24 protein-coding genes and 1 tRNA gene are annotated in these 25,938 nt (G+C 60.6%); 19 read left to right on the top strand and 6 right to left on the bottom strand.

Annotated features, from left to right (window positions below):
• The first annotated feature begins 3 nt into the window (after positions 1–3).
• A complete protein-coding gene (gene recQ, locus GR212_RS17480; protein WP_163987847.1) occupies positions 4–1,899 on the top strand; it encodes a DNA helicase RecQ in 1,896 nt (631 codons plus the stop codon).
• A gap of 39 nt (positions 1,900–1,938) precedes the next feature.
• Here recQ and GR212_RS17475 read toward each other — a convergent pair whose 3' ends face one another.
• Entirely contained in the window at positions 1,939–2,709 is a 771-nt protein-coding gene (locus GR212_RS17475) for an SDR family oxidoreductase (RefSeq protein WP_163987846.1), read from the bottom strand.
• Positions 2,710–2,973: 264 nt separating this feature from the next.
• On the opposite strand from GR212_RS17475, the gene GR212_RS17470 reads away from it, so the two are divergent.
• Positions 2,974–4,161, top strand: a complete 1,188-nt coding sequence (locus GR212_RS17470) for a glycine C-acetyltransferase (protein ID WP_163987845.1) — start codon at positions 2,974–2,976, stop codon at positions 4,159–4,161.
• A gap of 21 nt (positions 4,162–4,182) precedes the next feature.
• Positions 4,183–5,220, top strand: a complete 1,038-nt coding sequence (gene tdh / locus GR212_RS17465) for an L-threonine 3-dehydrogenase (protein WP_163987844.1) — start codon at positions 4,183–4,185, stop codon at positions 5,218–5,220.
• Positions 5,221–5,315: 95 nt separating this feature from the next.
• On the opposite strand, the gene GR212_RS17460 is transcribed toward tdh, so the two are convergent.
• The gene (locus GR212_RS17460) at positions 5,316–5,627 is read right to left on the bottom strand and encodes a hypothetical protein (protein ID WP_163987843.1); all 312 of its coding nucleotides are present in this window, start codon (positions 5,625–5,627) and stop codon (positions 5,316–5,318) included.
• 42 nt (positions 5,628–5,669) lie between these two features.
• On the opposite strand from GR212_RS17460, the gene rpoD reads away from it, so the two are divergent.
• The 8 genes from rpoD to GR212_RS17420 all read left to right on the top strand — a co-directional run bounded on the left by rpoD (position 5,670) and on the right by GR212_RS17420 (position 15,495).
• Positions 5,670–7,730, top strand: a complete 2,061-nt coding sequence (gene rpoD / locus GR212_RS17455; protein ID WP_163987842.1) for an RNA polymerase sigma factor RpoD — start codon at positions 5,670–5,672, stop codon at positions 7,728–7,730.
• Between the two features lie 173 nt (positions 7,731–7,903).
• Positions 7,904–8,338 (top strand): IS200/IS605 family transposase, encoded by a 435-nt coding sequence (gene tnpA / locus GR212_RS17450; protein ID WP_113356627.1) that lies wholly within the window; start codon positions 7,904–7,906, stop codon positions 8,336–8,338.
• Positions 8,339–8,683: 345 nt separating this feature from the next.
• Positions 8,684–10,117, top strand: coding sequence for a DUF930 domain-containing protein (locus GR212_RS17445; protein ID WP_163987841.1), 1,434 nt, complete (start codon positions 8,684–8,686; stop codon positions 10,115–10,117).
• A 135-nt stretch (positions 10,118–10,252) separates the two neighbouring features.
• Entirely contained in the window at positions 10,253–11,230 is a 978-nt protein-coding gene (locus GR212_RS17440) for a DMT family transporter (RefSeq protein WP_163987840.1), read from the top strand.
• A 107-nt stretch (positions 11,231–11,337) separates the two neighbouring features.
• On the top strand, positions 11,338–12,144 hold the full coding sequence (locus GR212_RS17435; RefSeq protein ID WP_163987839.1) for an AraC family transcriptional regulator: 807 nt from the start codon (positions 11,338–11,340) through the stop codon (positions 12,142–12,144).
• 81 nt (positions 12,145–12,225) lie between these two features.
• Positions 12,226–12,957 carry a B3/B4 domain-containing protein gene (locus tag GR212_RS17430; RefSeq protein ID WP_163987838.1) on the top strand — a complete coding sequence of 244 codons (732 nt, stop codon included), beginning with the start codon at positions 12,226–12,228 and terminating at the stop codon, positions 12,955–12,957.
• A 96-nt stretch (positions 12,958–13,053) separates the two neighbouring features.
• Positions 13,054–14,283, top strand: a complete 1,230-nt coding sequence (locus tag GR212_RS17425; protein WP_163987837.1) for an MFS transporter — start codon at positions 13,054–13,056, stop codon at positions 14,281–14,283.
• A 279-nt stretch (positions 14,284–14,562) separates the two neighbouring features.
• Positions 14,563–15,495 carry a LysR substrate-binding domain-containing protein gene (locus GR212_RS17420; RefSeq protein ID WP_163987836.1) on the top strand — a complete coding sequence of 311 codons (933 nt, stop codon included), beginning with the start codon at positions 14,563–14,565 and terminating at the stop codon, positions 15,493–15,495.
• Positions 15,496–15,502: 7 nt separating this feature from the next.
• On the opposite strand, the gene GR212_RS17415 is transcribed toward GR212_RS17420, so the two are convergent.
• The gene (locus tag GR212_RS17415; protein WP_432444373.1) at positions 15,503–15,895 is read right to left on the bottom strand and encodes a GNAT family N-acetyltransferase; all 393 of its coding nucleotides are present in this window, start codon (positions 15,893–15,895) and stop codon (positions 15,503–15,505) included.
• Positions 15,896–16,040: 145 nt separating this feature from the next.
• On the opposite strand from GR212_RS17415, the gene GR212_RS17410 reads away from it, so the two are divergent.
• The 4 genes from GR212_RS17410 (at position 16,041) to GR212_RS17395 (ending at position 17,974) form a co-directional block, all read left to right on the top strand.
• Positions 16,041–16,394, top strand: a complete 354-nt coding sequence (locus GR212_RS17410) for a DUF1428 domain-containing protein (protein ID WP_163987834.1) — start codon at positions 16,041–16,043, stop codon at positions 16,392–16,394.
• Between the two features lie 82 nt (positions 16,395–16,476).
• Complete coding sequence (locus GR212_RS17405) at positions 16,477–16,902, top strand: secondary thiamine-phosphate synthase enzyme YjbQ (RefSeq protein ID WP_163987833.1); 426 nt, start codon at positions 16,477–16,479, stop codon at positions 16,900–16,902.
• Positions 16,903–17,070: 168 nt separating this feature from the next.
• Positions 17,071–17,376 carry a hypothetical protein gene (locus GR212_RS17400; protein WP_163987832.1) on the top strand — a complete coding sequence of 102 codons (306 nt, stop codon included), beginning with the start codon at positions 17,071–17,073 and terminating at the stop codon, positions 17,374–17,376.
• A 256-nt stretch (positions 17,377–17,632) separates the two neighbouring features.
• Positions 17,633–17,974: a hypothetical protein gene (locus GR212_RS17395; RefSeq protein WP_163987831.1), complete on the top strand. Its 342-nt coding sequence runs from the start codon at positions 17,633–17,635 to the stop codon at positions 17,972–17,974.
• A 123-nt stretch (positions 17,975–18,097) separates the two neighbouring features.
• Here the strand turns inward: GR212_RS17395 and GR212_RS17390 are convergent, their stop codons facing one another.
• Positions 18,098–18,841, bottom strand: coding sequence for an SIMPL domain-containing protein (locus GR212_RS17390; protein WP_163987830.1), 744 nt, complete (start codon positions 18,839–18,841; stop codon positions 18,098–18,100).
• 161 nt (positions 18,842–19,002) lie between these two features.
• Here GR212_RS17390 and GR212_RS17385 point away from each other — a divergent pair.
• Positions 19,003–19,078, top strand: a tRNA-Ile gene (locus tag GR212_RS17385).
• Positions 19,079–19,092: 14 nt separating this feature from the next.
• On the opposite strand, the gene GR212_RS17380 is transcribed toward GR212_RS17385, so the two are convergent.
• Both GR212_RS17380 and GR212_RS17375 read right to left on the bottom strand, forming a co-directional pair.
• Positions 19,093–19,569: a GNAT family N-acetyltransferase gene (locus GR212_RS17380; RefSeq protein ID WP_204326647.1), complete on the bottom strand. Its 477-nt coding sequence runs from the start codon at positions 19,567–19,569 to the stop codon at positions 19,093–19,095.
• Between the two features lie 112 nt (positions 19,570–19,681).
• Positions 19,682–21,607, bottom strand: coding sequence for a hypothetical protein (locus tag GR212_RS17375; protein WP_163987828.1), 1,926 nt, complete (start codon positions 21,605–21,607; stop codon positions 19,682–19,684).
• 715 nt (positions 21,608–22,322) lie between these two features.
• Here GR212_RS17375 and GR212_RS17370 point away from each other — a divergent pair.
• The 3 genes from GR212_RS17370 to GR212_RS17360 all read left to right on the top strand — a co-directional run bounded on the left by GR212_RS17370 (position 22,323) and on the right by GR212_RS17360 (position 25,763).
• Entirely contained in the window at positions 22,323–22,553 is a 231-nt protein-coding gene (locus tag GR212_RS17370; RefSeq protein ID WP_163987827.1) for a hypothetical protein, read from the top strand.
• A gap of 96 nt (positions 22,554–22,649) precedes the next feature.
• Entirely contained in the window at positions 22,650–24,410 is a 1,761-nt protein-coding gene (locus tag GR212_RS17365; RefSeq protein ID WP_163987826.1) for an ABC transporter permease, read from the top strand.
• A 21-nt stretch (positions 24,411–24,431) separates the two neighbouring features.
• The gene (locus GR212_RS17360) at positions 24,432–25,763 is read left to right on the top strand and encodes an ABC transporter ATP-binding protein (RefSeq protein WP_163987825.1); all 1,332 of its coding nucleotides are present in this window, start codon (positions 24,432–24,434) and stop codon (positions 25,761–25,763) included.
• Positions 25,764–25,938: the final 175 nt, after the last annotated feature.

The following is a 25,938-nucleotide window of genomic DNA, read 5'->3' as shown; positions in this document are numbered from 1 at the left end:
TAGATGCCTCAGCCTGAAAGACAAGAGCCGCAATTTTCCGCGGACGACGCATTGTTTGGCAAGCCTGCGTTCGGGAAGCGTATCGGTGCGCCGGCGCCGCTCGACGTCCTGAAGCGCGTCTATGGCTATTCAGCCTTTCGCGGCAAGCAGCAGCAGGTCGTAGATCACGTCGTTGCCGGCGGCGATGCCGTCGTGCTGTTTCCGACGGGCGCCGGAAAATCGCTGTGTTTCCAGATCCCCGCACTTTGCCGCGATGGCATCGGCATCGTCGTTTCTCCGCTGATCGCCCTGATGCGGGATCAGGTGGAGGCGATGAAGCAGCTCGGCATTCGAGCGGCCGCGCTGAATTCGTCGCTGTCGCGCGAGGAAGCCAGCGATGTGTATCGCGCCATTTCCGCAGGCACGCTCGATCTGCTCTATGTGACGCCGGAACGCATTGCGACGGAGGGGTTCTGCCAGATGCTCGGCAGGGCCAAGATCTCGCTTTTTGCGATCGACGAAGCCCATTGCGTCTCTCAATGGGGCCACGACTTCAGGCCGGAATATCGCGATCTGGGCAAGCTCGCCGAACTTTTCCCCGGCGTGCCGCGTATCGCGCTGACGGCGACGGCCGATCCCCATACCCGCGAGGACATCATCGAGCGGCTGGCTCTCGACGATGCCGCGGTTTTCACCACCAGTTTCGATCGCCCCAACATCGCCTACGAGATTGTCGAGCGCGACCAGCCGCGACAGCAATTGCTGCGCTTTCTCGATGGCCATCGTGGCGATAGCGGCATCGTCTACTGCCTTTCGCGCGCCAAAGTCGAAGATACGGCGGAGTGGCTGAACGGGCAGGGCATTCGTGCGCTTCCCTATCATGCCGGCATGGATCGAGCGCTTCGCGACGCCAATCAGGATGCGTTCCTCAAGGAAGAAGACCTGTGCCTTGTTGCGACCGTCGCGTTCGGCATGGGCATCGACAAGCCGAATGTGCGCTATGTCGCCCATCTCGATCTGCCGGGTTCCGTGGAGGCTTATTATCAGGAGACGGGGCGTGCCGGGCGCGATGGCCTGCCCTCGAATGTCTGGATGGCCTACGGCATGGCCGACGTCATCCAGCGGCGGCGGATGATCGATGAAGGCGGTGCATCCGAAGAGATCAAGCGGGTCGAGCGGGCAAAGCTCAATGCCTTGCTTGCGATCTGTGAAACGGCCGGATGCCGGCGGCAGTCCATCCTCGCGCATTTCGGCGAGGCCCATGGCGGCGGCTGCGGCAACTGCGATACCTGCCTCAAGCCTGTGGAGACCTGGGATGGAACGGAAGCGGCGATCAAGGCGCTCGCGGCCGTCTATCGCACCGGCGAACGTTTTGGCACCGGCCATGTCATCGATGTGCTGATGGGTACGGTCAACGAAAAGACCGAGCGCTTCGGCCATGTCGACATGCCGGTCTTTGGCGCCGGAAAGGATATTCCAGCCCGCACATGGCAGTCGATCTTCCGGCAATTGCTGGCGAGCGGCTTTCTGAGCGTCGATCATACGGCCTTCGGCGCCATGAAGCTCGAGGAGGAGGCGCGATCGGTCTTCAAGCGCGATCGCCAGGTCTTTTTCCGCAAGGATCGCCCGGAAGCTGGGCGTCGCGGTAAGAAGATCGGGCGATCCGAGAAGCCCGCGCACGGTCTTGCAGGCGAGGCGCAGGCCTTGTTCGATGCGCTGCGCGCCGAGCGGACCAGAATAGCCAAGGAGCTGGGCGTGCCGCCCTATGTCGTTTTCCCCGATACGACGCTGATCGCCTTTGCGACGGAGCAGCCGAAGGATCACAAGGCGCTTCTCGGGATTTCGGGCGTCGGCCAGTCGAAGCTCGAGCGCTACGGGGACGCTTTCCTGGCCGTCATTTCGGATTTCGGCGGTCGTTGATAGTCGGCGACCGAGCGAGAAGGCGTGACGGTCCGCCGGTTACATGCGCACGGTCATGCCCCCATCGACGGTCAGGACATGGCCGTTGACGAAGGACGCCGCGTCGCTGGCCAGAAACAATGCGGCGCCGGCGATTTCGTCTGGCCGTCCCCAGCGCTGAACCGGGATGCGCTGGCGCACGAAGGGAAGCAGCTCTTCATTTGCCGCCATCGCGGCGTTCGTTTCCGTCGCGAACCAGCCCGGAGCAATGGCATTGCTGGTGATGCCATGCGGACCGAATTCCACCGCCATGCCTCGCATCAGGCCCGTCAGGCCCTGCTTGGCTGCGGGATAGACACAGTCGCCGGGCATGACGACGTGACCGCTGATCGACGTGACCGAGATCAGCCGTCCGTGATTGTGTCGCTTCATCAGTCGGGCGGCATCGCGGGACAGCATGATGGAGGCGGCCAGATCCGTATTAAGCAGGGCCAGGATCGCCTCGTCGTCGAAATCGACCAGGGCGCGTCTGTCACGGGCGCCGACATTGTTGATCAATATGTCGAGCCGTCCGTGATGGTTCTCGATCTGCCCCATCGCCGCGCGTTGCGCGTCGCGGTCGGCAATATCGAAGGCTGCGGCTTCGGCCGAACCGCCACTGTCACGAATGGCCTCGACGGCCATCTCCAGCGTTGCCGGGGTCCGTCCATTGACGATGACGTGAGCGCCGGCATCGGCAAGCGCCCGGGCCATTTCAAATCCGAGGCCGCGTCCGCCGCCGGTCACGAGGGCGATTCGCCCCTTCAATGAAAATCTCTCGAATATGCTCATGATACCCTCAACAAGCCCGCTGCCGCACCGGCACGCTCGCGACAATAATGGACTCAGTCAAGTAATTTTTGCAATAGCTGCAGCCCTGGATGCGCGCGAATGGTCTGTTTGGCGCGTCTCGACGATGATAAACGAACCGCAACGTGCCATATCGCGGCAGCGTCATAGCCTCATGTATTTTTGCCGCTGGTGAATGCGGCAGCTGTGCTAATGCTATGTTATCACTCGGCCTGTTTCCGCCATGACCAGTAATGGAATGCGACAATGACCTCTGAATTCCTATCGCACCTGCGCACAGAGCTTGCCGGCCTGAAAGAAGCCGGCCTTTACAAATCCGAGCGCGTCATCACCTCGAAGCAGGCCGGCGAAATCGCCGTTGCCGGCGGTGCGCGCGTCCTCAATTTCTGCGCCAACAACTATCTTGGCCTTGCAGACAATGAGGAGCTTGCGGAGGCAGGAAAGAAAGCCCTCGATCGCTATGGCTACGGCATGGCGTCGGTTCGCTTCATCTGCGGCACGCAGGAAGAGCACAAGCAGCTCGAAGCGCGGATCTCGGCCTTTCTCGGCATGGAGGATACGATTCTTTATTCCTCCTGCTTCGACGCGAATGGCGGCCTGTTCGAGACGCTGCTGTCGGAAGAAGACGCCATCATCTCGGATGCGCTCAATCACGCCTCTATCATCGACGGGGTGCGGCTCTCCAAGGCGAAGCGCTTCCGCTATGCCAACAATGACATGGCGGCGCTTGAAGAGGAGCTGAAGAAGGCCGAGGGCAGCCGCTTCAAGCTGATCGCGACCGATGGCGTGTTTTCCATGGACGGCATCATCGCCAATCTGGGCGGCGTCTGCGATCTGGCGGAAAAATACGGTGCCATGGTTATGGTCGACGACAGCCATGCGGTCGGTTTCGTCGGCGAGCATGGCCGGGGCTCGCCGGAGCATTGCGGCGTCGAAGGCCGGATCGACATCATCACCGGTACGCTCGGCAAGGCGCTCGGCGGTGCTTCGGGCGGCTATACGTCAGCAAAAGGCGAGATCGTCGAGTGGCTGCGGCAGCGTTCGCGCCCCTACCTCTTCTCCAATACATTGGCGCCCATCATTGCCGCCGCGTCGCTGAAGGTGTTCGATCTGATCGACAACGGCGACGAATTACGTGCACGGCTCAAGAGCAATGCCGAGCTTTTCCGCAGCGAGATGACGAAGCTCGGCTTCACGCTGGCCGGCGCCGATCACCCGATCATTCCCGTCATGCTCGGCGATGCAAAGCTGGCGCAGGACATGGCGGCGCTGATGCTGAAGAAGGGCGTCTACGTCATCGGCTTTTCCTTCCCCGTCGTTCCCAAGGGCCAGGCGCGCATCCGCACGCAGATGTCGGCCGCCCATTCGAAGGCGGATGTCGAAAAGGCAATCGCAGCCTTCGCGGAAGCCGGAAGAGAACTCGGAATCATTTGAATTGGTTGGAGAGAACCGATCATGTCGAACATGATGAAAGCGCTGGTCAAAGCCAAGCCGGAAGTCGGGCTGTGGATGGAGCATGTCCCGGTGCCGGAAATCGGGCCGAACGATGTCCTGATACGGGTCAGGAAGTCGGCGATCTGCGGCACCGATGTCCACATCTGGAACTGGGACCAATGGGCGCAGAAGACCATTCCCGTGCCGATGGTCGTCGGCCATGAATTCTGCGGCGAGATTGCCGAGATCGGCTCGGCGGTGACGAAATATCACGTCGGCGAGCGCGTCTCCGGCGAAGGGCACATCGTCTGCGGCAAATGTCGCAACTGCCGGGCGGGCAGGGGGCATCTCTGCCGCAACACGCTCGGCGTCGGCGTCAACCGCCCCGGCTCCTTCGGCGAATTCGTCTGCATTCCCGAATCCAACGTCGTGCCGATCCCCGATGACATTCCGGACGAAATCGCCGCGATCTTCGATCCGTTCGGCAATGCGGTCCATACCGCGCTGTCCTTCGATCTGGTCGGCGAGGACGTGCTCGTCACCGGCGCAGGGCCGATCGGCATCATGGGCGCGATGGTCGCCAAGCGCTCCGGCGCGCGCAAGGTGGTCATCACCGATATCAACCCCACCCGGCTGGCGCTCGCCCGCAAGGTCGGCATCGATCACGTCGTCGATGCCTCAAAGGAGAACCTTGCCGATGTGATGAAATCCGTCGGCATGACGGAAGGCTTCGACGTAGGCCTGGAAATGTCGGGCGCCGCACCCGCGTTCCGCGACATGATCGACAAGATGAACAATGGCGGCAAGATCGCCATTCTCGGCATTGCGCCGGCCGGCTTCGAGATCGACTGGAACAAGGTCATCTTCAAGATGCTGAACCTGAAAGGCATCTACGGTCGCGAGATGTTCGAGACCTGGTACAAGATGATTGCCTTCGTGCAGGGCGGTCTCGATGTATCGCCCGTCATCACCCACCGTATCGGCATCGACGATTTCCGCGATGGCTTCGAAGCTATGCGTTCCGGCAATTCCGGCAAGGTCGTCATGGACTGGAATTGATGCCATTCGGACACACTTCCGGCGTCGATAATACCTGCCGATGCCGGAAATGTGAGGCTTTGTTTAGGATGCTCTTGTCATCGCGCGGGGACTTCCTAAATACGGGAAACAATTGATTGCGGCGCACCGAGCCTGTGGATAAGGCTTTTTCGTGCATTTAACGGGCTTTTTTGCTGGAAAAGCTTGACGAGAACTAAAATTCTGGGAATCACCGTTTGACTTCGGAAAGAACGGTAAACTGGATCAAGCGGATCACCTACTACCATGGCCGGAAATCCAAACGCAATCCAGCTTTGCACTCCGGTGGCGGTGATCGTGGTTAATCGGGCATTAAAGGTCATTCCGTTAGGTGTTTGTCGGTGAGTCGCGGCTGGTGCAGGGCGCGCCAGCCAGAATGAATGTTTCACCGCGTGTAAGTTTGCAGCGTCAGGGAAAGCGACGATATAGAGATGGCAACGAAGGTCAAAGAGAACGAAGAAGCTGAAGTCGAACGCGACGGCACCTCCGACGGCCCACTTCTCGATCTTTCCGATGACGCGGTCAAGAAGATGATCAAGGCCGCGAAGAAGCGCGGCTATGTGACGATGGACGAGCTCAACGCCGTCCTTCCGTCCGAAGAAGTGACGTCCGAGCAGATCGAAGATACGATGGCCATGCTTTCGGACATGGGCATCAACGTCATTGAAGATGAGGATGTCGAAGAGGCCGGCGCCGCGACAAGCGACGACGACGATGCCGGCGGCGACGAAGAGAGCGAAGGCGGCGAACTGGCCCCGACCAGCGGCTCCGCGCTTGCCACCGCCAAGAAGAAAGAGCCGACCGACCGCACGGACGACCCGGTGCGCATGTATCTGCGCGAAATGGGTTCCGTCGAACTCTTGTCGCGCGAAGGCGAAATCGCGATTGCCAAGCGCATCGAGGCTGGCCGCGAAACGATGATCGGCGGCCTCTGTGAGAGCCCGTTGACGTTCCAGGCGCTCATTATCTGGCGCGACGAACTCAACGAGGGCACGACGCTGCTGCGCGAGATCATCGATCTCGAAACCACCTATTCCGGTCCCGAGGCCAAGGCTGCGCCGCAGTTCCAGAGCCCCGAGAAGATCGAGGCCGACCGCAAGGCTGCCGAAGAGAAGGAAAAGGCACGTCGCGGCCGCTCTCCGTCCGGCGACGACGACATCACCAATGTCGGCGGCGAGGGCCTGCCGATCGAGGAGGAGGAAGAGGACGAGGACGAATCCAACCTCTCTCTCGCCGCGATGGAAGCCGAGCTCCGTCCGCAGGTCATGCTGACGCTCGACAACATTGCCGAAACCTACAAGAAGCTGCGCAAACTGCAGGACCAGCAGGTGGAACAGCGCCTGTCTGCTTCCGGCACGCTGTCTTCGGCGCAGGAGCGCCGCTACAAGGAGCTCAAGGATGAGCTGGTCAAGTCCGTCAAGTCTCTGTCGCTGAACCAGAACCGCATCGACGCCCTCGTCGAGCAGCTCTACGACATCAACAAGCGCCTCGTTCAGAACGAAGGCCGCCTGCTGCGCCTTGCCGAATCCTATGGCGTCAAGCGCGACAGCTTCCTGGAACAGTATCAGGGCGCCGAGCTCGATCCGAACTGGATGAAGTCGATCGGCAATCTGGCCGCCCGCGGCTGGAAGGAATTCGCCAAGAGCGAAAACACGACGATCCGCGATATTCGCCAGGAAATCCAGAACCTTGCGACCGAAACCGGCATTTCGATCTCGGAGTTCCGTCGCATCGTTCACATGGTGCAGAAGGGCGAGCGCGAAGCGCGCATCGCCAAGAAGGAAATGGTCGAAGCCAACCTGCGCCTCGTCATTTCCATCGCCAAGAAGTACACGAACCGCGGCCTGCAGTTCCTCGACCTCATTCAGGAAGGCAATATCGGCCTGATGAAGGCGGTCGACAAGTTCGAGTATCGCCGTGGCTACAAGTTCTCGACCTACGCCACCTGGTGGATTCGTCAGGCGATCACCCGGTCGATCGCCGACCAGGCGCGGACGATCCGTATCCCGGTGCACATGATCGAAACGATCAACAAGATCGTTCGCACCTCGCGCCAGATGCTGCATGAAATCGGCCGCGAGCCGACGCCGGAAGAATTGGCCGAGAAGCTCGCCATGCCGCTCGAGAAAGTGCGCAAGGTGCTGAAGATCGCCAAGGAGCCGATCTCGCTCGAAACGCCTGTCGGTGACGAAGAGGATTCGCATCTCGGCGATTTCATCGAGGACAAGAACGCGCTTCTACCGATCGACGCCGCCATCCAGGCGAACCTGCGCGAGACGACGACCCGCGTTCTGGCATCGCTGACGCCGCGTGAAGAACGCGTGCTGCGCATGCGCTTCGGCATCGGCATGAACACCGACCACACGCTCGAAGAAGTGGGCCAGCAGTTCTCGGTGACGCGCGAACGTATCCGCCAGATCGAAGCCAAGGCGCTGCGCAAGCTCAAACATCCGAGCCGCAGCCGCAAGCTCCGCAGCTTCCTCGACAGCTAAGCCGAGATTGGCGCTGTTACGACATCGAGCCCGGTTCGCGAAAGCGAGCCGGGCTTTTTATATCAAGAATAAACCTCCACCTACGGTGGAGGACTGGACGAGTTTTACACGGTAGTTGAGAGACCTCCTGCTTGAACCGCTGGCGTGGCCCAGACTTCAAACAAGGAGGTTATATGGATGAGCAATCGCTCTCGCATGCGACGTGGGACTGCAAATATCACGTTGTTTTTGGCAGCAAATACCGAACGAAAAGACTCTACGGGGATGTGCGTCGAGAGTTGGGTGAACTCTTACGTCGTCTGGCTCAGCAAAAGGGCTGCCAGATCGAAGAGGGTCATTTGATGCCCGATCATGTCCACATGTTGATATCGATCCCGCCGAAATACTCGGTCGCGCATATAGTTGGATTTTTGAAGGGCAAGACGGCTCTTTACATTGCCAACAAGTACGCGCGTAAGCGCCGCTACAAAGGGTATCACTTTTGGGCACGTGGGTATTTCGTGTCGACGACGGGCTATAATGAGCAGGTCGTCAGACAATATATCCGGAACCAAGAAAAGGCCGACAAAGCTTCCGACTTTGCCGACCTCTTTAATCGTAGCTACTAAGCACTAACAAAACCACTTCTAGTGGTTCAAGCGCAGCGTTTCAAACCTCCACCTTTGGTGGAGGTCATGACTTAGTGACGATATCGGCTGCTGGACGAGTTCTTCTAACGGTGGATGCGCGGGTTTTCGCGCTATATGATCACGCAGGTTTGTTTTTGCGCCATTGCGGATCGCACGGATGCCTGACAAGTTCGATTTCGACAAATACCTCTTTCGGGGAGTGCTGTCGGATACCATATGTCTGCGGACCCAAGAGTCCTCTCGTCTGTTTGCCGGTAAGGATCGAATGAATCGATGCGCAATTTCCTCTTGATCGCTTTCTCCGCACGAGCCATCCGCTGAACGATGGAACGGGCTGAGGCAAAACGGGATAAGGAGATGAGGCCGGGCTTTGTCCTGTCGATCCTCCTGCACGTCCTGTTTGTCGCCATTTTCCTGCTGCCGCTGCTTCCGGCGCCGCCGCAGGCAAAGCCCGAGCAGAGCGTCAACGTCGAGCTGGTGCCGCAGCAGGAGGAAAAGCAGGAGCTGGCGACGAAGGCGAACGAGAAGCCCGATCAGCCTCCGAAACCGACACCAAAGCCGGATGAGAAGCCGCAGCAGCAGACGGCCGACGCCAAAGACGAGCCGCAGCAGCCTCAAGGAAAGAAGCCGGACGAACAGCCGCCGAAGCAATCCGATCCACAAGGCAAGGAGGCATCGGAGAAGCCCCCCGCCAAACCTGATGAGACCAAGGCCGATCAGCCGGAAAAGCCTGACGATCCCAGTGCTGAGAAGCCTGTCGAGAAAGCGGAGCAGCAGCCTTCCGCGACCGAGACACCTCTTCCGGATATGAAGGGCGATCAGAAGGACCCGACCACCACGCAGCAGGCCGAAGCTTCTGAGCAGCCGAGCGATACCCCTCCGACGCCGCCGAGCGATGCGAAGGCTGAGCAGGAGCAGGAGGCTCAGGCCGCAGCGGCGGCTGCTGCCCAAGCCCAGGCTCAGGCCCAAGCAGAGGCGGCGCAACAGGCGCAGGAGGCCCAACAGCAAGCTGACGCCAAGGACCAGCAAGCCAATGCGGCGCAGCCGCCGGCAAGCGATTCGACCGAAAAAGCTTCCTCCACGGCGCCCGATGTGCTGGCGACCAATGAGCCTTCGGATTCGCAGGTGCAGCAGCCACAGGCCCCGTCGACCGATCAGAACGATCCGCAGGCGCAACAGGCCGCACAGGCACCCTCAGGCGATCCGCAACAGCAATCTCCTGCCGGGCAGGCTAAGGATCCGCCGCAGATCGTCGTTCCGGCGGTAAAGCCATCTCCGACGCAGCAAAGCTCTCAGAGCCAGTCTGCTTCGAGCAGTCAAGGCGGTCCGGCGAGCGGCACGGCCCTGGTCACCGAGCCGCAACCGCCTAGATCGGTGGCGCCGAAGAGAGCCATCCAGGCCAAAAAGCTCTACTCAGGCGCCGAGATGGCGCGCCTGTCGAAGAGTGAGTACGACGCTTGGAAGAAGTTGCCGCGGCGTCAGCGTGTGTCCTACCTCTGTAATTCCGAGGAAAAGCTTCAATATCGCAGCGATTTACGGGCCGTTGGTTATGTGAATTCCGCATTGTCGCAGGCAATGGTTTCCGATGTCAGTCTGTTTGGCGACGGCGTCGCCGTGCAGACCCCCAATGGCTGGCAGAAAGTGGCATTCACCTGCGAAGTGGATGGTGATGCTCTAAAGGTTACTGCCTTTTCTTACACGGTCAGGGGTCATGTTTCCCCGAGCCAGCTGGATAAATTGGGCTTCGTTGGAAATTGATCCGGAATAGTCGCTTCCGGCATCCACCTGAAACAATAGTTTATTGCCAGCCCAATCGAAATTCGGTTCATTTCATCATACAACTGGCTGTAACTACCTGATTCAGTGTCCTCCCATCGTTTCGTGACGTTTCCGATGTCCTCGATTACAGCCGATTCCAGCTCCGTGGCCGCGAGCCGCTCCGCCTTGCGCGGAGTCCTTGTTGCATTCGCGGCCTATGCCGTCTTCGCCTTCAGCGATGCTTCGATCAAGATCCTGCACGGCGTCGTTCCGTCTTATCAAGTCGCCTTCATTGGAGCGCTGTTCGGTTTTGCCGCCGTGCCGTTCCTGAAGCGGCGGGAGGACGGCTGGCTCGATATGGTGAAGACGTCGAGCCGTCCCTTCTGGCTGTTGCGTTTCATCTGCGGCGCGACGGGCGCCATCTGCTCCGTCATCGCCTTCACCAAGCTGCCGATGGCGGAGGCTTTCGCGCTGCTCTTCCTGTTGCCGTCCTTCGTGACGATCCTCTCGGTGATATTCCTCAAGGAGGACGTGCGCTGGCAGCGCTGGACAGCCGTCATCCTCGGTTTCGTCGGCGTATTGATCGTCCTGCGCCCCGGTTTTCGAGAACTGTCTATCGGTCATCTCTGCGCAGCTATCGGCGGTCTTGCGGGCGCGATTTCCATCGTCATCAATCGCGCGCTCGGCTCGAAGGAAAAACGCATCTCGCTCTATGGGGCCGGCCTCTTCGGGACCATGATCGTCAGCGGCTTCCTCATGCTCTCCGAAGTCACGATGCCCACGCCGACGCAATGGATTTTCCTGGCGAGCTATGGCCTGCTTGGCGCTTTCGGCAACGTCCTGCTGTTGAATGCCGCGCATATGGCGCCGGCCAATCTGGTCGCGCCGCCGCAATATAGCCAGATGTTGTGGGCCATCGCCTTCGGCTACCTGCTGTTCAACGACAGCATCGACATGCCGATGGCCCTCGGCATCGTGCTTATCATCTTTTCCGGCCTGTTGACGCTGGCGCGGGAGCGCAGGCGTGGAACACCGCTGCCGGCTGCTGTCGCCGGCAATGCGCAGGCGCCGCTAGCGACGACGGCGGACATAAAGGCCCCGGCCGACGTCTGAGCTTGTGTCCCGATCGGAGATGCGCAAAACTGCCCGTCACAGGCGATGATCGGTTGTCATCACGTCGTTTGGGACGGCAGAGTTGGCCGCATGGGAGGGCGGTGCGGATGAGGTCCGGCCAGTTCACGATACTTCGCTCTAATGCCGCCGGCATCGAGGTGGTGAGGGCCGAGACGGGCCACAGCTTTCCCAAGCATACGCATGATCAATTCGGCATCGGCATCATCGAAGCCGGCGCACAGGCATCGCTCAGCGGGCGCGGGATGGTGCAGGCCGAAGCGGGCGATATCATCAGCGTCAACCCGAACGAGGTGCATGACGGCATGCCGGTCGGCGAGAGCCGGGCATGGTCCATGCTTTATTTCGATCCACGGCTCATCGGCGACCTGTTGCGTGACATCGGCGAAGGCCGGTGTGGAGCGATGGAGTTTCCATCGCCTGTCATCCGCAGCAGCGATATGGCCGCGCGTTTCAAAACCCTGTTCCCGCTTCTGATCGAGGCAACGGCCCGGAATGCTCTCTTGCGGGACGGGCTGCTATTGTCGCTCGTTGCCGGCGTGATGCGCCAGGGCGGAGGCAGCTCGAGGGACAATGCCAGTCCCGCGGTTGTCAGCCGGGCGCGGGATCGGATCGATGACGATCCGGCCGCTAGCTTGACCCTTGCCGAACTTGCCGAACTCTGCGGGTTGAGCCACTTCCGCTTTCTGCGGGCTTTCACCAAGGCGACGGGACTGACGCCCCATGCTTACCTCATGCAGCGTCGTATTCACGAGGCGCGGCGGCTGATCGCGGCGGGTACATCCTTGGCCGAGGCTGCCTTTGCCTGCGGCTTTGCCGATCAGAGCCACATGACCCGCCTCTTTGTGCGCAATTTCGGCGTCTCGCCCGGCGCCTATGCCGCGGCCATGAGCTGAGCCGTCTGCAATTTTGTTCAAGACCGGGAGACGATGACGCGGTTTTCTGCTGCCGAAGCAGGATCAGCAGAAGGAGATTCCATGTTTTTCCGCCATTCGAACGAGATGTGGGCCGAGTTTCCCGAGCTGGTCGCCGGTACGCTGTTTGCCGAAGGGATCACCTCGACCGTCGACGCCGCCGCTCCTGCCGCCGGATATCATGCGGCCGCTGCGGAACGGCTGGCCCAAGGTCCCGAAAGCGAGATGCCTGAGATCCAGGCCTGGCGGCGCAGCTTCTCCAAAATGGGGTTGAAGCCGACGCAATATCGCTGCGCGTCCGAAGCGCTGCTTCGCCGCTTTCGCCAGGAAGGGGCGCTGCCGCGGCTGCATCCACTCGTCGATCTATGCAATGCGGTCTCGATCGCCTTCGCCATTCCCGTCGCCGTTTTCGATCTCTCGAAGATATCCGGCGATCTCGAGGTGCGGCACGCAGACGGCAGCGAATCCTACCTGACCTTTGCCGGCGAGATGGAGCATCCGGAGCCGAGAGAAGTGATCTTCGCCGATGCGGCGGGACAGGCCCATGCCCGGCGCTGGACCAACCGGCAGAGCGGCCTATCCGCCGTGCGCGACGGCACGCGCTCGGTGCTCATTGTCGCGGAAGCGATGCACGACACGGCGGGCGACGACGTTCCGAAGCTGATCGGCGCGCTTGCCGCGGAGTTGGCTTCCATTTGGTCGATCGAGGGCAGACGGGGACGCCTTACGGCTTCTTCACCGCGATTTGATCCGTCGCCCGCAATGAATTCGCAACTGCAGCAAAAACGAGATTGACAAGAGGTGCGTTCAGGCAGAGCAGGGGACTGTAGAATTTCAGCGGTTTGAAAAAGCATGTCTGCGAGCTTTCGTGCCGGCAGACGAAGAAGGCTCATGGATACCCTGCAGAACCTTGACCGGCCCAGCGTGCTCGGTCACCCCGGCTATCGTTCATTCGTTGCGTCGCGTGTCTTTTCCTCGATAGGCTTTCAGGCGGTCACGGTCGCCATGGGCTGGATGATCTACGATCAGACCCACAGCGCCTTCTACCTTGGCCTCGTCGGCTTCTGCCAGTTTCTTCCCATGGTCATCCTGACATTCGTCGTCGGTCATGTCGCCGATCGGTTCGATCGGCGTCGCATCGGCCTCGCCTGCCAATTGATCGAGGCGCTGACGGCCCTGGTATTGGCGGCCGCCGTCTGGCAGCATTGGATAGGGCCGGCCGGCATTCTGGCCGCCGTCGCCGTCATGGGCGCTGCGACGGCTTTCGAGCGTCCCACGATGGCGGCGCTGCTGCCGAATATCGTGCCGTCGTCGCTGCTGCAGGTTGCCATCGCCACCTCGACATCCATGATGCAGACCGCCTTCATCATCGGGCCATCGCTCGGCGGCCTGCTCTATGGCGTCAGCCCGGTCGTACCGTTTGCCGTTTCGGCCGTGCTGTACGTCATTGCGAGCTTCAACGTCATTTCGATCCGGCTCGAGCGGCTGCAGTCGCCCTCGCGCGAGCCGATGACCCTGAGTTCGGTCTTTGCCGGGGTTTCCTTCATCAGGAGCCGCCCCGTCATGCTCGGCACCATCTCTCTCGATCTCTTCGCCGTCTTGCTTGGCGGCGCGACGGCGCTGTTGCCGATGTTTGCGCGCGATATCCTGCATGCGGGCCCTTGGGGGCTCGGCCTGCTGCGCGGTGCGCCGGCAATCGGGGCCTTGGTCATGTCGATCTGGCTGGCGCGGCGGCCGCTGCAGACCGATGTCGGCAAGAAGATGCTGTTTGCGGTGCTTGTTTTCGGTGTGGCCACCATCGTTTTTGCATTGTCGAGCAACATCATCCTTTCGGTTGCGGCGCTCTTCGTCGTCGGTGCGTCCGATACCGTGAGCGTCGTCGTGCGCAGCTCGCTCGTCCAGCTCCTGACGCCGGATGCCATGCGCGGTCGCGTCAATGCCGTGAATTCGCTGTTCATCGGCACATCCAATCAGCTCGGCGAGTTCGAGTCGGGCATGCTTGCCAGTGCGCTTGGGCCGGTCCTGACCGGCATCGTCGGCGGCGTCGGCACCATCGTCGTGGTGCTGCTCTGGACGCGGCTTTTCCCGGATCTGACCAAGGTCAAGACGCTCAAAGGCTAGCGTTTTCCATCCTGCTGGCGCGTTTCTTCGCTCCCGCTTACGCCAACGTCCCTCAGCAGATGTCTGTTCGCCGGCGACAGGGTGTCCCGCTTGTGGCTGCTTTGCGTCTGCCTTTCAGCACCGGTTTGCAGAACCAGGCGTACGATCCAGCGCCTTATGCTGAAACCATGAAAGATCTTCATCTGTCGCTACTCTCAAAGTTGCGGAGAAACGAACGGATGCGCCTTACTCAAAGCGATGTATAATGAAGCCTTTCACGCGGAAACATGCAGAATTTTCATGGGAAAGAGACCGCTTCCACCATTGTCCGTGCTGCAGACGTTCTGCGCTATTGCGGAGACCGGCGGTTTCGGTCGCGCCGCGGAACGGATAGGACAAACGCAAACGGCCGTCAGTCATCAGCTTGCGCAGCTGGAAGGATGGGTCGGTGGACGATTGTTCGACCGGGGCCGGAATGGTGCGAGGCTGACGCCATTGGGTGCCCGCCTGCATCCCGCGATCGCCGGCACGATCTCCGAGCTGGAGGCGGCGCTCTATCAGGCGCGTGCAAATGTTTCGATCCGCAGCGTGACGGTTTCCATGTCGCCGGAGTTTTCCAGCCAGTGGCTGGCGGCGCGGCTGCCGGATTTCTGCCAGCGGCATCCGGAGATCGAGGTGAAGGTGGCTGTTGGTTATCAGCGCCCGGATTTCCAGCTTGGGGGCATCGATCTTGCCATCTGGCTCGGGCGTGCCGAGGCAGGGCTCACGCATGAGGAATTGCTGACGGACGAGGAGTTTGTCGTCAGTTCGCCGGCACTTTCCAGGCAATTGCCGCCGCGCGAGGCGATAAGAGCCGCTCCGCTCCTGCGATATGCCGGCATGCGGCACACGATATTGGATTGGCAACGCTGGTACGAGCAGATTGCCGGCGGGAACGATGCCGAGGGAAGGGCGGTCTTCGATATCGCGCGGGCGGTGGAGGAGGCGCCTTTGTTCGCTTCCTTCACCGACATGCTCGACGCTTGCCGGCAAGGGCGGGGGTTCGCTCTCGTTCGCAGTTCGCTGGTCGCGCATGACATCGCCGAGAAAACGCTGGTGCGGTGCTTTGTCGAGGTGCAGCCGGCCGCCGTCGGCTACAATCTTCTCTATCCTCCAAGTGCCCTGCAAAATCCCGCCGCAGCCCTGTTCCGCAACTGGCTGCTCTCGCAGATCCGGTCGGCAGCCAAGGGATAGCCGCGTATCAGTCGCGCAGCCGGATCAGGCCAGCCTCCGTCGGAGCGAAGCCGAGCTTTCGATAGAAACCGGTCAGGTGCGGTTCGAAATCGACATGCAGCCATTCCGCGCCACGGTCGCGGGCCAGCATTTTCGCCTGCTCGACCAGTTCGCTCGCGATGCCCCTGCCGCGAAAGGCCGGATCGACGCATGTATCGAGAATGAAGGCGTGAATGCCGCCATCCCAGGCGACATTGACGAAACCAATCAACGTCGAGCCTGAAAATGCGGCAACATGGGCGAGATTTTTGGAGAGGATCGGCTGGAAATCACGCGGCTTGGAGCTGCCCCATGCTGTCGTCCAGAGGGCATTGAGCGCCTTATTTTCAAGATTCGGATCGTGCCTGTATTCTATGTCCATTGGCATTCCCTTGGATGGATCGCTTGACGGATCCTTCGTGCTTGCGGCCCCGTGGCGGGAAAGCGGCAAAATATGTGCCGCCCATGTCGGATCCGGCCGTCGTCGACCGTCCTTTGAGGGTGAGCATAGAACAAAGGAGGAAGAAATGTCCTATGTCGACGGTTTCATTGTCGCCGTGCCGAAAGACAAGATCGAGGTCTACAAGGATTTGGCCCGCACGGCCGGAGAGGTCTGGCGGGAGCATGGTGCGCTCAGCTATGTCGAAGCCATCGGCGACGATGTGCCTTATGGCGAGCGCACATCCTTCCCGCGTGCGGTGCAGGCGACGGAAGACGAGGTCGTGGTATTTTCGTGGATCACCTATGAATCGAGGCAGAGCCGCGACGCGGTATTGGCGAAGGTCATGGCTGACCCGCGCTTGAAGGAGCACATGGAAAACATGCCCTTCGACGGCGAGCGCATGATCTATGGCGGCTTCGACATCGCCATTGAGCTATAGGTTGTGGCAGTGCCCGGACTTGACATTCCGGTCACCGCGCCCGACTTCATGCGCATCGCCGTAACCACATTCTGGAAGCGCCATGCCGCAAACCGCCATCACGCTCTCGACCCACGGTCAGGGCCTCTATGAATTCACCGATGAGGCAGCGGAATTCGTTCGGACAGCTGCGGCTGGCGGCGAGGGGCTTTTGACCGTCTTCGTGCGCCATACCTCCTGTTCCCTCCTGATTCAGGAAAATGCCGATCCCGATGTGAAGACCGATCTCAAAACCTTCTTCAGCCGCCTTGTGCCGCCATCCTCCGACCCTTCGATGCGCTGGGTCGTGCATACGATGGAGGGGCCGGACGATATGCCCGCGCATATAAAGTCCGCGCTGACGCAGGTTTCGATCGGCATTCCGGTGACGTATGGCCGGCTGGCGCTCGGCACCTGGCAGGGCATCTATCTCTTCGAGCATCGCGACCGGCCGCATCGGCGCGAAATCGTGCTGCATTTCTCCGCCTGAGCGGGCGCCATGATTTCGTCAACTGGTTGTTAACCGTCATGAATACAATCTGAACGGACAATTCGCGTTCGGTTCAGCTTGGCTGACCTAATGTGAGCCCAATCCCAAAGGCATCGGCCGACAACGGGATTGCAACGATCCGCAGCAAGGATTTGAAGGAGAAACACCATGACCAATCTGTTCGCCAAGGCAGGTATTGCAGCTCTCATCGCGCTCGGCGCCGTTTCTGCAACGGCCGTTACGGCATCGGCCAATGACTTCCATCCGGGTATCCAGCAGGTTCGCTACGATCACAACCGCGGTCGCTCGTGCTCGCCGGTTCTCGCCGTCCAGAAGGCGCGCGAAATGGGTCTGCGCCGCGCCCGTATCGACAATATCACACCGCGCCGTGTCGTGGTCGAAGGCTTCGGCCGCCGTGGTCCGGATCGGGTCGTGTTCGCCAACGCTCCGGGTTGCCCGCTGATCCGTCGCTGATCGCAGCGGCCGGGCTCGCTCAGGTTTTCCACATCTATTCGATGGATTCGAAGCCGCCTCCGAAAGGGAGGCGGCTTTATTTTTTACGCTGTGCTATTATCGGCCATCTGGTGTCATTTTGGCGTTCATTGTACCTGAATAGCGGATGAATGGCTGATTCTGAGCTCGTTCAGTATCGCGCCGTTACCTCTTGGGCACTCGCTCGATAAATCTTGCAGGTATGAGAGAGAAGCCTTTTCGCTTCATGGAGAACACAATGAAACAAATGCTGGCAAAGTTGGGGGTCGCCGTTGCCGTCGCAGTGACTGCGTTATCGGGCACGGCGGATTTTGCCTCCGCGCAGGGCGTGGATATTTATGTCGGTCCGGGCCGGCATCGCCCGCCACCGCCGGATTACGATCGTCCGCCACCGCCGCGCTTCGACCGTCGCGGCTGCGATCCGCGCCAGGCGATCGATGTTGCCCGCAGCTATGGTCTGCGCCGTGCACGCGTCGTTGACGTGACGCCGCGCCGCGTCATCGTCGATGGCTTCGGCCGCCGCGGCCCCGATACGATGATGTTCGCCAACGTCCGCGGTTGCCCGCTTCTGGGCCGCTGACAGGCATTGCGGGCGCACAAGGCGCCCCGCTCTTTTTTCTGACCTTTTGCCTTTTGGCGGGGGCCGCGAAACCGCCCTTTGTTCGATCCTTGCGGATCTGAGCGAAGGGCGGTTTTGTTTTGGTTACTGCTGGATCGCGTAGGTGATGCTCACCGATGCGTTGTATTCGTTCTCACCGTTCGCGACGGGAACGGCCTTGTCCATCGGCGCTGCGGCGGCCATGGCGCGCATGTAAGGCTGCGGCGGGGCAGCGATGCCGCCTTCGTGGATTGCGATGATGCGGCCGAGCTTCACGCCGGCGGCATCCGTCAGGGTCTTCGCCTTGGCCGCAGCATCGGCGACGGCATTCTTGCGGGCTTCTTCGAGGACCGCATCCGTCTTGTCATTGGTGAACTGGATATCGCCACCCTGGTTGACGCCGAGCTTGACCGCCTGGTCGAGAAGGCCGCCGAGCTTGGAGAGATCACGCACGCGAACGGTCAGGCCGTTCGTCACCTGATAACCGGTCAGCACCGGCGGCTGTGTATGGCCGTCCTTGTCGTTCGAATAGGTGTATTGCGGCTGGATGGAAAAACCCGAGGTTTGCAGATCGCGCTCGGCGATGCCGCTTTCCTTCAGTGTCGCCAGCACGGCGCCCATGGCCTTGTTGTTCTGGTCGAGCGCATCCTGAGCGGCTTTCGCCTGCTGGACGACCGACAGCGTCACGACGGCCATATCCGGCGCGACCGCCGCATGTCCCGCGCCGGTGACGGTGATGACGGCTTCTCGCGGCTTGGCATCTTCGGCGAAGGCCGCAGCCGCGGGCACGAAGAAAGTGGCGCTGACAAGAGCGGCAAGAGCAAAATCTCTGGTTTTCGTCAGTAGCATGGTTCGTTCCTTGGTTGATAATCCCTCAGGTTCGCTTTTGCTGATTGATTGTGAAGGTATTACGGCAGTCCCTTGTCGTAAAAGAGAAATTGGGTTAGAGCCAAGTCGGCTCCGGGGAACCATTGCTCCGGAGTCGCAAGCGCGAGGCCTTTTCTCGTGCCGGGCCTGTAGCTCAATGGTTAGAGCCGGCGGCTCATAACCGCTTGGTTGGGGGTTCGAGTCCCTCCGGGCCCACCATTTTTTTGTTTTGCTCAAGCATCAAACCCTGCGTGATAGGCAACCGCGCCGGTTGGCGGCGGTCCCTTGAATACGATCCGCTGAAAATATTCGGCCGGCACGTCGGCGTAGCGAAGGGCCGGATCGCTCGTGAAGCCGAAGCGGGTGTAATAGCCCGGGTCTCCAAGGACGACGCAGCCGTTGGCGCCGTTTTGTTTCAACTGGGCAAGCCCGCTCTCGATCAGCATCTTGCCGATGCCATAGCCTTGTCTGTCGGGCCGGACAGAGACCGGGCCCAGGCCGTACCATGCTTCAGCTCCGGATTCGATCGTGACGGGCGAGAAGGCGATATGGCCGACGATCTCTTCATTCTCCAGGGCGACGAGAGAAATGGTCAACGCGCTAGCGGCACGCAGGGCATCGACGATCGCTGCCTCCGTGCCCGAACTGTGTTCCGTGTTTTCGAAGGCGGCGGTGGTGAGCTTGCTGATGGCGTCGATATCCTCGGGCATTTCCGCGCGTAGACGAGTCAACGATGTCGGCCTTCCATGTTGGCGGTTTCGGATCATCTCGCTTCTAGCACAGTTGCAAGCGTTCCGGGCAGGATGCCGCTTGTGGCGATGTTCAGAAACCGGCCTTCTTCAGTCCCTCGCGATAAAGATCCTTGTGCCATTGCTCCTTGCTCGGGACGAGGGACAGCCACCTGTCCACATCGAAATCGGGATTGGTCTCGCGGACCCGGCGCACCAGCATTCGGGCCTCGTCCTGATGGCCCAGCATTGCCCAGCTAGCAGCCGCGAGCCTGTCCGCAAGGCTGGGATCGGCCATCTGGCCGATGTAGTCGAGGGCGGTCTGGAACTGGCTGAGCGCATAGTTCGCTCCGGCCGCCGTCCACAAATATGAATCCGGGTTGATGGGGTTGAGCTCCATAGCATGCTGGATTTTTTCCAGGGCAAGGCCCGGCCGGGAAAAATGCACCAGCGTGTCCGCATGGTCGGCGATGACGTCCGCATGATGCGGGCTGAAGGATTCCGCCACTTCCAGCGCTTCGACGCTCTCGTCGATCGCTCCCCGGAAGAGCTTGACGACCCCAAGCTCGCGATAGCCGTCGGACAGGTCGTTGCGAATCGAGATGGCGCGTGTGGCAAAATCCTCTGCGGCTTTCAGCAGCCCGTCGTCACCGCGGGCAGTGAGCAGCCATTCCTTGGAATAGGTGCGGGCGACGGAGCTGAGCGCCGGTGCAAAATCGGCGCTTTGGCGCAGGGCGGCTTTCAGCTCCTTGCGCGCGCGGCGCATGTTCGGCAGGGTCAGGCGGTGAAGATATTGCTGCCCGACAAGATATTGATGGTAGGCGGCGGGGTTCTGCTCAAAGTACGCGCGCGTCATTTCATGGCGCTCGACCTCGGCGGCGACGGCGAGGACGATCTGCCGCGACATATCGTGTTTGTTGCGAGCCAGATCCAGCTTGCCGAAGTTGAAGCGCTCGGCCCAGACGACCTCGTTGCTCGGCAGGGATATGAGCTGCGCAAATAGCGAGAGGTCGCGATCGTGCCCGCTCAATCGGGTCTCCAGCACGTAGTTGATGTCGTAGCGCTCGAAAAGCGCGAGTTGATTTTCGCTTTGGCGGCTTATCTGAACGGCGGAATAGGGGGCGATGACTCTGACGCTGTGCAGGGCACAAAAGCCGAGGGTGATGTCTTCGACCAGTGAGGACGCGACCATGGTCGCGGCTATATCCGCGCTGTCGTTGCCGGGTGGCAGCAAGGCAAGACGCGGTATGCGCAGGATAGGCTGCGTGGCGATATCGTGCTGCAGCGTAGCGCCTGTTGAGGAAAGTGCCGATGCCGCGGATAGTTGCGGGCGTGGCGCCGCCATCAAGGCCGCCAGCCAGGACGGGGCGATATCCCTGCGCCGCGAGAACATGTGTTTGAGCTGTTCAAGACCGCCTTCGACGTCAAACGCCTTCAACAATATGCGGTGGGTCGTCTCGTCTTGTGGCTCCGCTTCGAAAAGAAGGAGCGCGGCCTCCTTGATGATCGCAGCATCGCCCTCCGTCGCACCCGGTTTTGCCACGGCATCAAGCGTTTCCTTCAGCATGGCGAGATGACGTTTCCTTTCGCCCTCTCTCCAGTCGAGGAAAGCTCGGGTTTGGCAGTTGGCTCCCTCCAGAAATTTTAAGTTGAGGCTTCTTGATAGGATGGCAATATTTTCTGCAGAATTCTCGGGCGCGCCGGTACGGAATGGCGTGGCCTCGCTCACGATCGAGCCGTGGACGAGGTGGATGTCCGTGTCGTCGAAGATCAGGAATTCCATCTTCAGGCCCGACTGCCTGCTTTTGATGCGAGAGATGAGCTTGCGCAGGTTTGTCAACGAGTTTGCAATGTCGCCATCTCCCCACAGAAAGCGCGCCATGCTTGTCCTGCTGGTGGATTTGCTGTCGCTCGCAAGCAGATAGGCAAGTATCAACAGTGCCTTCTTCGGGAATCCTATTTGGCGTTCGTCACCGTCCAGAAGAGCGATCTCTCCAAAAGTTCTGAGTGAAAATTCCATCGCGCCTTCTATATTGCTTCAGACATGTAACGACTGTGCTCTTCTGGAAAAACCGCGATTATAGGCCGGCTAAACGTCGATATCACAGTCGAATCGATCTTATATTTCTGCGGCACGGCATGAATATTTGCAACTCAACTATTGTCATGCCTCTACTTTGAAAGTTATTGTTGCGCAAAATCCCGTTTTCTGACGACCGGGCGCCAATGGCGGTTCTGCCCTGCGCATCGCTCTACAGGGAAGGCTTCCTGCCCGGCACGAATGTCGCATTCGCCGGCCGGCTGCATGGTTTTAAGGGCAGGCGGGATTGCTGAGATACGCCATTCACCGCAGTTCGGATCCCAGGTGCAGCGAGCCTTCCAACGCCTTTACCGGGCTCGGCTTTTATCGGTTGCCGCAGCGTGCATGGCCGGTGAAACGGGACGGCATATACCTTGGTATAAGGGCCATGCACCATCGGCTGATTGACCCTCCATGGCGGGTGTGAGAATACCGCCTTGCCTGCACGACTGATGCAAAGGCTGACGAAACCAACAGATCAAGAAACCAATGGACAGCTACCCTAGTCGCTGTCCGGCTGCAGCTTCGTGCCGCATCCGGACGGCCATCGCAACAACCTGGACCGCTGCCGGCATCCGCCGGGCGAGCGTCGGTCGGGCCTAGCCTGTCCGGCTCGCCTCGGGATCTGCCGCCAGGCGGACCGAGGAGGTGGGCCATGAACAACATCGTTCTTTTCCGCGGACGGCCGTTCGCAACCCAATTTTCCGCATCGCACATTTTGCCCGTCAAGAACGGCGCCCGATCGATGGAACGGACTGTGTCCATACCGCGTCCGCGCCTGACGGCCGTCTGGCACATCAGCGCCCGCACCGGGAAGCTCGAGTGCTTCTGGACCACTGAGAACGGGCCTGCCCTCGATGAGGATGGCAGTTATCGGGCGGCCTGACCGTATTCCGTTGAACAAGTGCACCGCCGGCGTCGCGAATGCCACGCGAAACGGCCGTGTACAGACTGATAATCTCCTATTTTCAAAGAGGCCTACATGGTTTTCCTTGCTAACGATCGAGGCGAGCGCAGCGCCGTTGCCGCGTTGGCCGGCGCTCGCATTCTGCCGAACGGCTACGATCTTGCCGCGTTCGCTTTTATTGCCGCTGCAACCTATCTGGCGCTTCACGGCGTGGCGGAAATGCGTGCGCCGCTGGACGGTCTGTCTATGGCGCCCTTGTCGCTGGACCCGGCATATCTGCCCGAATATGCCCTGCGCACCACCTTGCGCATGATGGCGGCTATCGTCGCCTCACTTATCTTCACCTTCGTGATCGCGACGCTTGCCGCAAAGAGCCGCCGCGCCGGCAAGATCATCATTCCGGCGCTCGACATCCTGCAGTCCGTGCCGGTGCTAGGCTTCCTGACGTTCACCGTCACCTTCTTCATGGGGCTTTTCCCCGGAAGCCAGCTCGGGGCCGAATGCGCCTCGATCTTCGCGATCTTCACCAGCCAGGCCTGGAACATGGCCTTTTCCTTCTATCAGTCGCTGCGGACGGTGCCGCGCGATCTTGACGAGGTCAGCCGTGGCTTCGGCCTGTCGAGCTGGCAGCGCTTCTGGCGGCTGGAGGCACCTTTTGCCGCGCCCGGCCTGGTCTGGAATACGATGATGTCGATGTCCGGCGGCTGGTTCTTCGTGGTTGCCTCGGAGGCGATCACGGTGGGCGATACCACGGTGCAGCTTCCCGGGCTCGGCTCCTGGTTGGCGCTTGCCATCGACAAGCAGGATTTCGCTGCCGTGAGCTGGGCAGTGCTTGCCATGGGGGTGGTCATCCTCCTCTACGATCAGCTGCTCTTTCGTCCGATCGTTGCCTGGGCGGACAAGTTTCGCTTCGAACAGACCGCGGGACAGCAGAAGCCCCGTTCCTGGGTCTATTCGCTGATCCGCCGCACGCGCCTGCTGAAATATGTGACGACACCATTTTCGGCCGTATGGGGCTGGCTCATGCTCGTGCGATTTTCGCCCATGTCTCGTTCGGTTGCACGGGAACGGGGCGGGCGGCGCACCGTCGGCTGGGCGATCGACTTTGTCTGGTATGCCCTGATTGCCGTCGTCGGCGCCTGGAGCGTCTGGGATGGCGTATCCTATCTCAGCCAGACACTCTCCTGGGGCGATGTCTGGATCGCCTTTGCCGGAGGGTTTGTCACGCTCATTCGCGTGGCCGTTCTGATTGCCGTTGCCAGCGTCATCTGGGTTCCGATTGGCGTGTGGATCGGCCTTCGGCCGGCGGTTGCGGAGCGGGTACAGCCTTTGGCTCAGTTCCTGGCCGCGTTTCCGGCAAATGTGCTCTTTCCCGTTGCAGTGGTTGCGATCGTTGCGACGGGTGCCAGCCCGAATATCTGGCTGTCGCCGCTGATGGTGCTCGGCACGCAATGGTACATCCTGTTCAACGTCATCGCAGGTGCAAGCGCATTCCCCACCGATCTGCGCGAGGCATCCGCCGTCTACCAGCTCCGCTCGTGGACGTGGTGGCGGCGAGCGATACTGCCGGGAATATTCCCCTATTACGTGACGGGAGCGCTGACGGCTTCCGGCGGTTCCTGGAATGCCAGCATCGTCGCCGAACTGGCGAGCTGGGGCAACACGAAACTCGAAGCCTTCGGGCTTGGATCATACATCGCAAAGGCGACGGAAGCTGGCGATTTTCCGCGGGTTATCCTCGGCATCGTCGTCATGTCGATCTTCGTCACACTCTTCAACAGAACGCTCTGGCGGCCGCTTTACGTCTTCGCTGAACGTCGCCTGCGTCTCGACTAACTCCAGATCGGAGAATTGAACATGGAAAATGCTGCCATCTCCCAGAAGATCGACATCACCCGGAACTCGCCTCTCGTCCAGGCCAGGCAGGTATGCCAGACCTATGACAAGGGCGCTTCCGGCTCGCTTGTCGTGCTGGAAAATGTCGACCTTCAGCTCTATCCCAATGAAATCGTCGGCTTGCTCGGCCGTTCCGGCTCCGGCAAGTCCACGCTGCTGCGCGCCATCGCCGGCCTGATCCGGCCAAGCAAGGGTGACATCACGTTCAACGGGCGGCCGGTCGTCGGCCCCAACTCCGATGTTGCGGTGGTCTTTCAGAGTTTTGCTCTGTTTCCCTGGCTGACCGTGCTGCAGAACGTCGAACTCGGCCTGGAGGCTCAGGGCGTTGCGTCATCCGAACGGCGCAAGCGTGCCCTCGCTGCCATCGACCTCATCGGCCTCGATGGTTTCGAGAGTGCCTATCCGAAGGAATTGTCGGGCGGCATGCGCCAGCGTGTCGGCCTCGCCCGAGCGCTTGTCGTCCGTCCCAAGGTTCTGCTGATGGACGAGCCGTTTTCGGCGCTCGACGTGCTGACGGCCGAAACGCTGCGCACGGATCTGCTCGATCTGTGGTGCGAAGGCCGGATGCCGATCGAGTCGGTACTGATGGTGACCCACAATATCGAAGAGGCGGTGCTGATGTGCGACCGTATCTTGATCTTCGGATCGAATCCCGGTCGTGTGATTGCCGAGATGAAGGTCGATCTGCCGCAACCCGGCAATCGGCTCGATCCGGCATTCCGCACGTTGGTCGAAGATATTTATGCCCGGATGACGGTGAAGACCGGTGCGCCAACCCGCGACGGGCTTTTCCCGGGCACGGGCATTGCCATGGAGCTGCCGCGCGTGTCGACCAACCTGATGTCCGGTCTCATCGAGACAGTCGCCGCCGAGCCCTATCGCGGCCAGGCCGACCTGCCGCCGCTGGCTGCCCATCTGCATCTCGGCATCAATGACTTGTTCCCTGTTGCGGAAACATTGCAGCTTCTGCGTTTCGCGGATCTGGAAGGAGGCGACATCAAGCTGACCGCGCCCGGGCTGCGTTTCTCCGACAGCGATGTCGACGAGCGCAAGAAGCTCTTCGAGCAGCATCTCGCGACCTATGTGCCGCTTGCCGCACATATTCGCCGCGTGCTCGACGAGCGGCCGACGCATCGTGCGCCCGCACGGCGCTTCCGGGACGAACTGGAGGATTACATGTCGGAAGACTATGCCGACACGACACTCAAGGCCGTCACGAACTGGGCTCGCTATGCGGAATATTTCGCTTACGACGAAAATGCCGATCTCTTCACGCTGGAGGACCCGAGTTGAGACCCACGGCGGCAACAGACGCGACAAGGTCGCCGCCGGCTGAGGCGGCGACCGGCTTTGCAACATCTCAAAACTTGATAGGCCGCCAAGGCAGGATTTAGCGCATGAGACCCAGCAGCCCGCCAGTAGTGGCGGTCTGCGCTCGCGCGGCCTGTCCGGCTGCGGGATGGATCGA

The sequence above is a fragment of the Martinezella lusitana genome (assembly GCF_010668395.1).
GTDB classification, from domain to species: domain Bacteria; phylum Pseudomonadota; class Alphaproteobacteria; order Rhizobiales; family Rhizobiaceae; genus Rhizobium; species Rhizobium lusitanum_A.
Note: the sequence above shows the minus strand (reverse complement) of the source record. Positions and strands in the feature narration are given on the sequence as shown.